This window comes from Streptomyces phytophilus (assembly GCF_013870535.1).
GTDB lineage: Bacteria > Actinomycetota > Actinomycetes > Streptomycetales > Streptomycetaceae > Streptomyces > Streptomyces phytophilus.
On the sequence record NZ_JACBXC010001015.1, the window covers coordinates 1 to 2231 of the forward strand.

Genomic DNA, 2231 nt, shown 5'->3' on the forward strand with positions numbered 1-2231 from the left:
CGCAGCGGGTCGGCCAGCACCTGCGCGGGGTCGGCCATGGGCTGGGCGGACATGCCGACGGTGGCGTAGCGCAGCAGCGGCTCGCCCTCGGCGGTGGCCGACGTGAAACGCACCACCTCGATGCGGTCCGTGCCGATGAAGGTCACGGCGGCCCGCGCGCCGGGCTCGCCGAACGCCCCGGTCAGCCGCTGTTCCACCTGCGCGAGCACGTCGTCGTACGCCATGCGCCCCAGCCTAGGACGCCGGGGAACCGTCAACGGCGGCCGGTCGGTTCACCGGCGGCTGGTAACCTTGCGTGTCGGCTTGATGCGCGTCGTACGTACGGCGCGGGCACCAGCCCCGGCACACAGAGCTGCATGAGCAGCACATGAGCAGCATGCGAACGGCTTTGACACACATGCCCTTCGACAGGGCCCGGCCGGAGGAGGTGGGGACTGCGGTGGATCCCAGCCGACCTTGCAGTACCGACAGCTCTCCCGCCCGGTCCGGCGCTCGCTGACCTTCACCGGCCTCCCTCCGCAGAGTCGCGGGGATCTCCCGGTCGTTCCCCGGCCGCGCCGTTCGGCGCCCGGCGGCTGAGCACGCACTTTTCCGTCGTTGTCCACTGACGTGCCGTCGGCGCGCTCAGCGGTGCCCGCTTTGTGGGTGTACCTCTGCGTAGATCCCCATTCCCGGCAGCGTTGGCCCGCGCCCCGGCAGGAGCGTGAAGGAGTTCGCCCATGTCGATGATCCGTGACCTGCGAGCCGTCGTCCGTCCCGCCCGCAAGCGCCGCAGCCAGTCCCCGCACGGCTACGACCCCACCCGCGACCCGGCCTCCGTCAGCGCCGTCGTCGACTGCGCCGTGTACCGGGGCGGCCGGCGGGTCAGCGAGCGGCTCTCCCCCGCGCAGGCGATGCGCAAGGTGCGCGGCGGGGGCGGGTTCGCCTGGATCGGGCTGCACGAGCCGACGGAGCGCGAGTTCGCCGGCATCGCCGAGGAGTTCGGGCTGCACCCGCTGGCCGTGGAGGACGCGATCGACGCGCACCAGCGGCCGAAGCTGGAGCCGTACGAGGACTCGCTGTTCACCGTCTTCAAGACCCTCCACTACGTGGAGCACGCCGAACTCACCGCCTCCAGCGAGGTGGTGGAGACCGGCGAGGTGATGTGCTTCACCGGCCAGGACTTCATCATCACCGTCCGGCACGGCGGCCAGGGCTCGCTGCGCGCGCTGCGCGCCCGGCTGGAGCAGGACCAGGAACTGCTGGCGACCGGCCCCTCCGCGGTGCTGCACGCCATCGCCGACCAGATCGTCGACAGTTACATCGTCGTCGCCGACGCCGTCCAGGAGGACATCGACGAGGTCGAGATCGACGTGTTCTCGCCGAGCGACGGCCGCAGCGGGCGGGGCAGCGACGCGGGGCGGGTGTACCAGCTCAAGCGCGAGGTGCTGGAGTTCAAGCGGGCCGTGGCGCCGCTGCTGCGGCCGATGCAGCTGCTGTCGGAGCGGCCGATGCGGTTCGTCGACCCGGAGATCCAGAAGTACTTCCGGGACGTCGCGGACCACGTGGCGCGCGTGCACGAGCAGGTGGCCAACTTCGACGAGCTGCTCAACTCCATCCTCCAGGCCAATCTGGCGCAGGCCACGGTGGCGCAGAACGAGGACATGCGGAAGATCACTTCGTGGGCGGCGATCTTCGCGGTGCCGACGATGATCGCCGGGGTCTACGGCATGAACTTCGACCACATGCCGGAGACCCAGTGGGAGTTCGGCTATCCGATGGTGCTCACCGTGATCCTCGGCATCTGCCTCGCCATGCACCGCGGCTTCCGCCGCAACGGCTGGCTGTAGGGGTACGGGCCCGGGGCCCGGCGGCTACGCTCGCCCCATGGAGCCGATCGCCGCCGCCCTCGCAGAAGAAGCCGCCAGGAAGTCCGGGCTCGTGTGGATCGAGGGCCCCGACGGCACACAGCGCGCGCTGTGGCACGTCTGGCTCGACGGCGCCGTCGTGATCGTCGGCGACGGGCCGGCCGAGCAGCCGCTCGACGGGCTCGGGCTGACCGACGGGGCGGTGGTGACCGTGCACGCGCGCAGCAAGGACAAGGGCGGGCGGCTGGTCGCGTGGCCGGCCCGGGTGGCCGAGGAGGCGCCGGAGAGCGCGGGGTGGCAGGCGGCGGTGGAGGAGCTGAAGGGCAAGCGGCTCAACGCCGAGGACGCCGACCACGTCACCGAGCGCTGGGCCCGGGAGAGCCG

Annotated in this window: 2 protein-coding genes and 1 pseudogene; 2 read left to right on the forward strand and 1 reads right to left on the reverse strand. The window is 71.7% G+C overall.

The features are described from left to right. Positions 1 to 224 (reverse strand): annotated as a pseudogene (locus H5J30_RS28420) (suppressor of fused domain protein); the annotation flags it as partial. A 495-nt stretch (positions 225 to 719) separates the two neighbouring features. Between H5J30_RS28420 and H5J30_RS28425 the strand changes: the two are divergent. Then, complete coding sequence (locus tag H5J30_RS28425; protein ID WP_181790150.1) at positions 720 to 1829, forward strand: magnesium and cobalt transport protein CorA; 1110 nt, start codon at positions 720 to 722, stop codon at positions 1827 to 1829. Positions 1830 to 1866: 37 nt separating this feature from the next. Next, on the forward strand, positions 1867 to 2231 hold a 365-nt coding region (locus tag H5J30_RS28430), incomplete at its 3' end, for a hypothetical protein (protein WP_181790151.1).

Coding starts and splice junctions, on each gene's coding strand:
- H5J30_RS28425 (WP_181790150.1), top strand. CDS start 720: ATGTCGATGATCCGTGACCTGCGAGCCGTCGTCCGTCCCGCCCGCAAG.